The organism is Photorhabdus heterorhabditis (assembly GCF_001280945.1).
GTDB classification, from domain to species: Bacteria; Pseudomonadota; Gammaproteobacteria; order Enterobacterales; family Enterobacteriaceae; genus Photorhabdus; species Photorhabdus heterorhabditis.
Window position 1 is genome coordinate 1 of the sequence record NZ_LJCS01000112.1, and the last position, 6,129, is coordinate 6,129.

At 36.0% G+C, this 6,129-nt stretch carries 7 protein-coding genes; 2 read left to right on the forward strand and 5 right to left on the reverse strand.

The genetic code is table 11. The annotated features are described in order from the left end of the window. Positions 1–65: 65 nt before the first annotated feature. Both AM629_RS20325 and AM629_RS20330 read left to right on the forward strand, forming a co-directional pair. The gene (locus AM629_RS20325) at positions 66–1,346 is read left to right on the forward strand and encodes a GntP family permease (RefSeq protein ID WP_420806697.1); all 1,281 of its coding nucleotides are present in this window, start codon (positions 66–68) and stop codon (positions 1,344–1,346) included. A gap of 320 nt (positions 1,347–1,666) precedes the next feature. After that, the gene (locus tag AM629_RS20330) at positions 1,667–2,146 is read left to right on the forward strand and encodes an Hcp family type VI secretion system effector (RefSeq protein ID WP_054481540.1); all 480 of its coding nucleotides are present in this window, start codon (positions 1,667–1,669) and stop codon (positions 2,144–2,146) included. 49 nt (positions 2,147–2,195) lie between these two features. Here AM629_RS20330 and AM629_RS20335 read toward each other — a convergent pair whose 3' ends face one another. From AM629_RS20335 to AM629_RS20355, 5 genes are all read right to left on the reverse strand, one after another. Beyond that, positions 2,196–2,633, reverse strand: a complete 438-nt coding sequence (locus AM629_RS20335; RefSeq protein ID WP_338049416.1) for a DUF1240 domain-containing protein — start codon at positions 2,631–2,633, stop codon at positions 2,196–2,198. Next, on the reverse strand, positions 2,626–3,216 hold the full coding sequence (locus AM629_RS20340; protein ID WP_072161964.1) for a hypothetical protein: 591 nt from the start codon (positions 3,214–3,216) through the stop codon (positions 2,626–2,628). The genes AM629_RS20335 and AM629_RS20340 overlap by 8 nt, the downstream gene beginning before the upstream one ends. A 35-nt stretch (positions 3,217–3,251) precedes the next feature. Next, the gene (locus AM629_RS20345) at positions 3,252–3,647 is read right to left on the reverse strand and encodes a hypothetical protein (RefSeq protein WP_054481547.1); all 396 of its coding nucleotides are present in this window, start codon (positions 3,645–3,647) and stop codon (positions 3,252–3,254) included. A 438-nt stretch (positions 3,648–4,085) separates the two neighbouring features. Further along, positions 4,086–4,922, reverse strand: a complete 837-nt coding sequence (locus AM629_RS20350; protein ID WP_054481549.1) for a hypothetical protein — start codon at positions 4,920–4,922, stop codon at positions 4,086–4,088. A 68-nt stretch (positions 4,923–4,990) separates the two neighbouring features. Next, complete coding sequence (locus AM629_RS20355; RefSeq protein WP_054481552.1) at positions 4,991–5,905, reverse strand: YwqJ-related putative deaminase; 915 nt, start codon at positions 5,903–5,905, stop codon at positions 4,991–4,993. Positions 5,906–6,129: the final 224 nt, after the last annotated feature.

The following is a 6,129-nucleotide window of genomic DNA, read 5'->3' on the forward strand; positions in this document are numbered from 1 at the left end:
AGCCTGTTTTACAGGCAGATATCAATTCAGTCAGGATACGTTGGAGTAGCCAGACCTAAAGCCCTTTGGGCTTTTCGCCTTATATCCCCGCCCGCACTGGGCAAGGGTTTACGGCGGTTTTTGCTAAAGGCTTCGGTTCTACACTCGGCAGTATTGGTATTGTCATCGGTTTAGGTGTCATGATGGAGAGAGTGCTGGAAGTTTCTGGCGCTGCTGAACAGATAGCTTACAGCTTTATTAGGTGGTTGGGTAAAAAACGCGAAGAGTGGGCTTTAGCAATTACCGGTTATATTGTCAGTATTCCAATTTTTGTCGATTCTGCTTTCGTTATCCTCTACCCATTAGCTAAGGCGCTGGCTAAAAAAGGGAAACGTAATCTACTGACTCTCGGGGTAGCCCTGGCAGGTGGATTAGTTGTTACCCATCATGCCGTCCCACCCACTCCAGGGCCGTTGGGTGTCGCAGGTATCTTTGGCGTAGATATCGGCGCTATGATGCTAGCTGGAATGGTGCTAGCAGTTCCTTGTGTTATTGGCATTGTGTTCTATGCCAAATGGCTGGCAATAAAATATCCAGAATTTCAGCCAGCTGATGAAGCAGAACAAGCTCAGGATCTGCAAGCAATCCATCAGCGCTATATGGAAGAAAAAGCGAACAAATCACTACCGGGTCTATTTTTCTCCCTGTTGCCGATTATCGTTCCTATCGTTTTAATCTTCATTAAAGCTATTAATGGATTGCTATTAAGTACTAAAGCCTTTACTGGACAAGAAAACAACTTCTATTTTCAAGCATTTGATTTCCTTGGCGCACCCGTTATTGCTTTATCAATCAGCGTATTGTTGGCCGTTTATACCTTAATGCCAAAAATCAATAAACATGAAGTGATTAATCGACTGGAAGAAGGTTTACAGACTGCCGGTATTATTTTATTAGTGACAGGAGCTGGCGGTGCGTTAGGTGCGGTACTACGTGAAAGTGGCACAGGTACTATGCTGGCACAACATATAGCAAGCCTACCTCTGACACCGGTGATGATTCCATTTATCATTGCAACACTGGTTCGCTTAATTCAAGGTTCCGGTACCGTGGCAATGATTACCGCAGCGTCTATTTCTGCCCCGATCATTAGTCCGATTCCGGGGATCAATATGCTGGTCGCCGCACAAGCAGCAACTATGGGTTCACTATTCTTTGGTTATTTTAATGACAGCCTGTTTTGGGTAGTTAACCGGATGATGGGAATTAAAGATGTAAAACAACAGATGATTGTCTGGTCAGTACCGACCACGATTGCATGGGTAATTGGCTTATGTGGTGTCATCATCCTGGATCTGGTGTTATAAACACAAAATCATCAATAAAAATGGTGATTTGAATCACCATTTTTACATTCAACTTAAATGCAAGTAACAAACAATATTTTAGATTTCTATTTCTTGATTTATATACCCAATAGATTTCAAGATGGATCGCGACGGCAAGGGAGCGAATCCCCGGGAGCATAGATAACTATGTGACCGGGGTGAGTGAGTGCAGCCAACAAAGAGGCAACTTGAAAGATAACAGGTATATTACTATTGTAACTTTTACTTATGCATCAGATTATATACTTAACTTACCTAGAATATTAGGTTAAATTATAAAAAATTAGGATAGTAATTTTATGTCATACATGATTTATTTGTCTCTGAATGGTAAAAAACAAGGGCTAATCTCTGCTGGGTGTTCAACCCTAGATTCAATAGGAAATAGGTATCAAAATGGACACGAGGATCAAATACAGGTACTGAGTTTAAACCATACAATAACAAGACAGCAGAATGTTAGTCATCAACCCATACAGTTCATTAAGCCAGTAGATAAGTCATCACCATTGTTAGCTATGGCAATAGATTCAAATGAATCGCTAAATGGTAATTTTATTTTTTACAGAACAGGTCAAACTGGGCAATTAGAGTTGTTTTATGAAGTTAAAATAATTGAAGCTACTCTTACTGATATTTCCTGTGTATATCCACATTCTATAAATAATTTCGATGCCATGCCATATGAAAGAGTTTTTCTAAATTATAAATCAATTTCATGGAATCATATAACAGCCGGCACATCAGCCTATAGTATATGGGAAGACCGAGCCTATTAATAAAATAAGCTCCATAAGTCTCATCTAATAAGCATAGCAAATGCTATGCTTATTTACAGAGTGATATGTCTTTTACATACTTATTAGTTGCCATCCATGATGATTTATCACATAGAAAATAATTTTCATTTTTTAGTTCAAAATCAACATAAAAAGAAAAAAACAAAGCAAAAATAAATCCAAATATCGCTATAAAGGTAACCAGACCTCCAATTCTATTACTACTCAAATTTATCTTTTTTTTATTACTTAAAAACACCTTATTATTATTTAAAAGAGACTTAAATAACAATATGGATATATACATACATAATGGGCTACACCAAATAAACCAAGCACTTATGGTTGAAGATGTAATAATATCGCTTCTAGTTAAAAACCCTCTATAATCGATTGTCGACGCTAACACACCAATAACCGAAGCACTCATAAATATTAATGCAGAAATAAATATCTTTACTCTAGATGGAGTGCTTTTATTACCCACGATAATACCTTCCCCAAGCATTGAAAATTTGATCGGGATGATAAGTACTTATAGGAGTTTTTACCTTATGTTCTTTTAATCTCTTAATTATAGTTTCACTAATTTTAAATTCATCATCTAACCACATTAACCCCCAAACAACAAGCGCCCCAATTATGAAAACGCCGATAGCTATAGCAGTAGTACTAAGAGCAGCAGTAACAATAAACGAAGTTGCTGCTGCAACTGTTGCTTTTGCTATTATAGTTGCGACAATTATCTTCGCCATATCCATCGATAAATTAACAAAAAAATTAGTTAAATCATACTCATTCTTAAACATCAATTCAATAGATCTATATGCAGCAGAATATATAACACCAAACCTAGCCCCTTTAACAATACTACCTTCCATAGCCACAGAACCAACTCCAACTTCCATTATTTTTTTATTATTAATAAGATATCTTGTAGCATTCAAATATTTTCTAATACCTGGACGATCAGTTAGTTTTATATATCTTTCTCCATTCTTCCCCAAATATTCTATAGCTTTTATCCCCTTTCCTTTAAGTTCATTTATTATATACCCGTTATCTTTCAAGTTGCCTCTTTGTTGGCTGCACTCACTCACCCCGGTCACAGAGTTATCTCTGCTCCCGGGGATTCGCTCCCTTGCCGTCGCGATCCATCTTGAAATCCATAGGGTATATGCGTAAAAATTCCAATATTTATAGGCTTGAAATTTTTTGCCACTTTAAAAACTCCAAGCGCATCTTTTATATTCCCTGCAAAATTTGACAAAACATCAGTTACTGGAAACGCAGTATCATTTAGAAATGATTTAATATCACACCCTAATTCTTTCAAAAAGATAATAGCTTCATTTTCATCTAATAAGGCGTAGTAATCTACATTTTCGTTTAGTTGCTTTTCAAGATCTTTATAATTGATATAATCCATTTGTTTTTTAAAATTCTTTTCATAATCAAAATCATCTTCAACCCATGTTCTTAATCGTGGATCATATTTCACTTTATAACTCCATTGATATTTATAGTTAATTGATATTCCATATCTTATCGGACTCAGCTATTTTTTCTTTAGTTTTTCTGAACTTTTGTGAACCTGATCAAGTTTCCTTGTTGAGAACTGACACTCTGTTTTAGATAATATCGTCATGAAGAATATCTGCTATGAGCATCGTCTATTTCTCATGACGACACCATATAAGGCGCTAGCTAAAAAGGGAAACGTAATCTATTGACTCTCGGGATAGCAGTTACTGGCAGCGCCTTGCTATATACCCTTCATCTTTCAAATTGCTGCTTTGTTGGCTGCGTTCTCTTGCCGCCGCGCTTCAATTTGAAATCTATTGGGTATAAACACAAAATCATTAATAATTTATCATCCAGCCTCCTCAACTTGGGAGGCTGAACAGCGTATTAATAACTCTGTAATTTTTGCAGGATTTTATTTCTTAAGTGGCATTGGAAGCCATGTATTTGTACCTCTTTTCCTGTACGAGGTTATGTAACTTAGGGGAATAGGAGTGATAAATGTAAGTTCTTCAGAGCGTGCTGGTATCATGGCGACAAACTCTGATTCTGCAAGCGTTAAATGGTTCATTAAAAAGTGAGGGTAATTAATTCCCCTGCTATCTTGTCTAATTTTTTCACCAAGAGTTCTTTCATTCATATCCTGCGGTTTTAATCCAGGGATTTCCATCTTATACAGATAGTTAGATTGCTCTCCAAATCCACCTGAATCCATATTCATACCCGTTGAAACATAGTTTTTATTTGGACTTCTGACATGCCCCATCATATGAGCTGAAGGCCCAATTGTAATAAATTCATCTATTAACTCTTTTTTAATTTTACCCGCATCCTGTTTTGACCATGGATAGAATCCACCTGCTGCTACGATCTGTTCAGGAGTCCGATTATCCCCTCTAAAAACAACGACTTTTCCTTGACTTGTCAGCTCTAACTTATATTTGCCAACAGTTAAAGTTGAAGACGTTGTATCACAACTATTTAATGATAATAATTTATCAGAACTTGCAGCTGCTGGCGTGGGGATATTAACCGGTGATGTTGAATTTGCAGTAGCGACAGCAATCGACGATCTTCCTGGATTAATATTTACAACAGATCTATTGGATGTATAGGATCTTGCAAACTGAGGAACAGGTTGCTCGTTGTTAGATGATGCGTTTCTCTCAAACATTGCTCTACGTTCACTTATTGCAGTCTTACGACTTAACTGCGAGAGATTTTTTGGTTTTTCACTATATTCTCTTTCCATATTCTCACCTATTAATTTCTGGTTAAAAAAGCATATTAGGAAAATCAACTTCCAAATTCACAATATTTTTATATTGGAGATTCTTGTAACATATTATATCGAGATAATGTTGATGAAAAATTCCCCCCTGCACTTTCTACCTTCCCGGTAATAACATTGACTGGTGATGACAATATCCCAGAACAATTATGGCAAGCAGCAAAATCTTTCCCAGCATTTATTGTTGTCAATCGCTGGGTAAAAATAGATGATTCCAACATATCTCGTATATATTTCCATTTTTCGCGTTTCTCTGTTCCTTTATCTCCTAAAATAAATAAGTTGTTAAGTGCCTGTACCTCCGCATGCAAACCAGCAATACCCGCCATCGTAGGTAATATATTTTCATTGTTAACAATATGCCTTCTAATCAAAACCTCTGTTTCTGCATGCAAAAAAGTGTTTCCCTGTCGATACATACCCCTGACCCCAGAAATAAATTTCTCAATGTCAGTGACTTCATAAACTTCGGCCTCGTCAATTGCTTTGTATTCCCATTTTCCTTCTTTATTTTTTACTATTGAGAGTTTACGACGTTCAATCAGGTTAATACCAGGAAACAGCTTTCCTTTTGCTAAATTTCTCTTATTATCCTTAAAATTGACAAATTCATCTTTATAATGACCATTATGCTCATATCCTGCATGAGCAGCAAAATCTTGCAAAGATTTTTTTGAATAAATAAAAACACCATTTTCGTTTAAACCTGGCATAATGAATTTACATTGCTTCGCATATTTTAACTTCCCAAATTTTTCTGAAGAATCTAGGATTAATTTTGTTTTATCACTAAATTCTTTATATTTACCAGTAAGTTTCCTATAAGCTAACATTACCGCTTCTACATTAGGAATTTCCAGACATAATGAATCTGTCATTCTATCTAAAGTTTTTCCTTTGCCAGATTGAGTTGTTTTTTCATTACGAATACGATTCTGGAACATTTATAAACCTCTATTATTGGTTGATCCTATTACACCTAAAATTATCATTACGATGTTCTGACGTCTCAATTATAAGAATTTAGATAAAGAGCGATCTGAACAGCTACTTTAGTCAAAAAACATTGTCACACTTTTCAATACGCTACAAAAGGAACAAAGAAATTTCTGACAAATCAGATAATGAAAAATATTGCCAAGTAAATAAAAAACAGCCAAATTTAACC

Coding starts and splice junctions, on each gene's coding strand:
- AM629_RS20330 (WP_054481540.1), top strand. CDS start 1,667: ATGTCATACATGATTTATTTGTCTCTGAATGGTAAAAAACAAGGGCTA.
- AM629_RS20350 (WP_054481549.1), bottom strand. CDS start 4,922: ATGGAAAGAGAATATAGTGAAAAACCAAAAAATCTCTCGCAGTTAAGT.
- AM629_RS20355 (WP_054481552.1), bottom strand. CDS start 5,905: ATGTTCCAGAATCGTATTCGTAATGAAAAAACAACTCAATCTGGCAAA.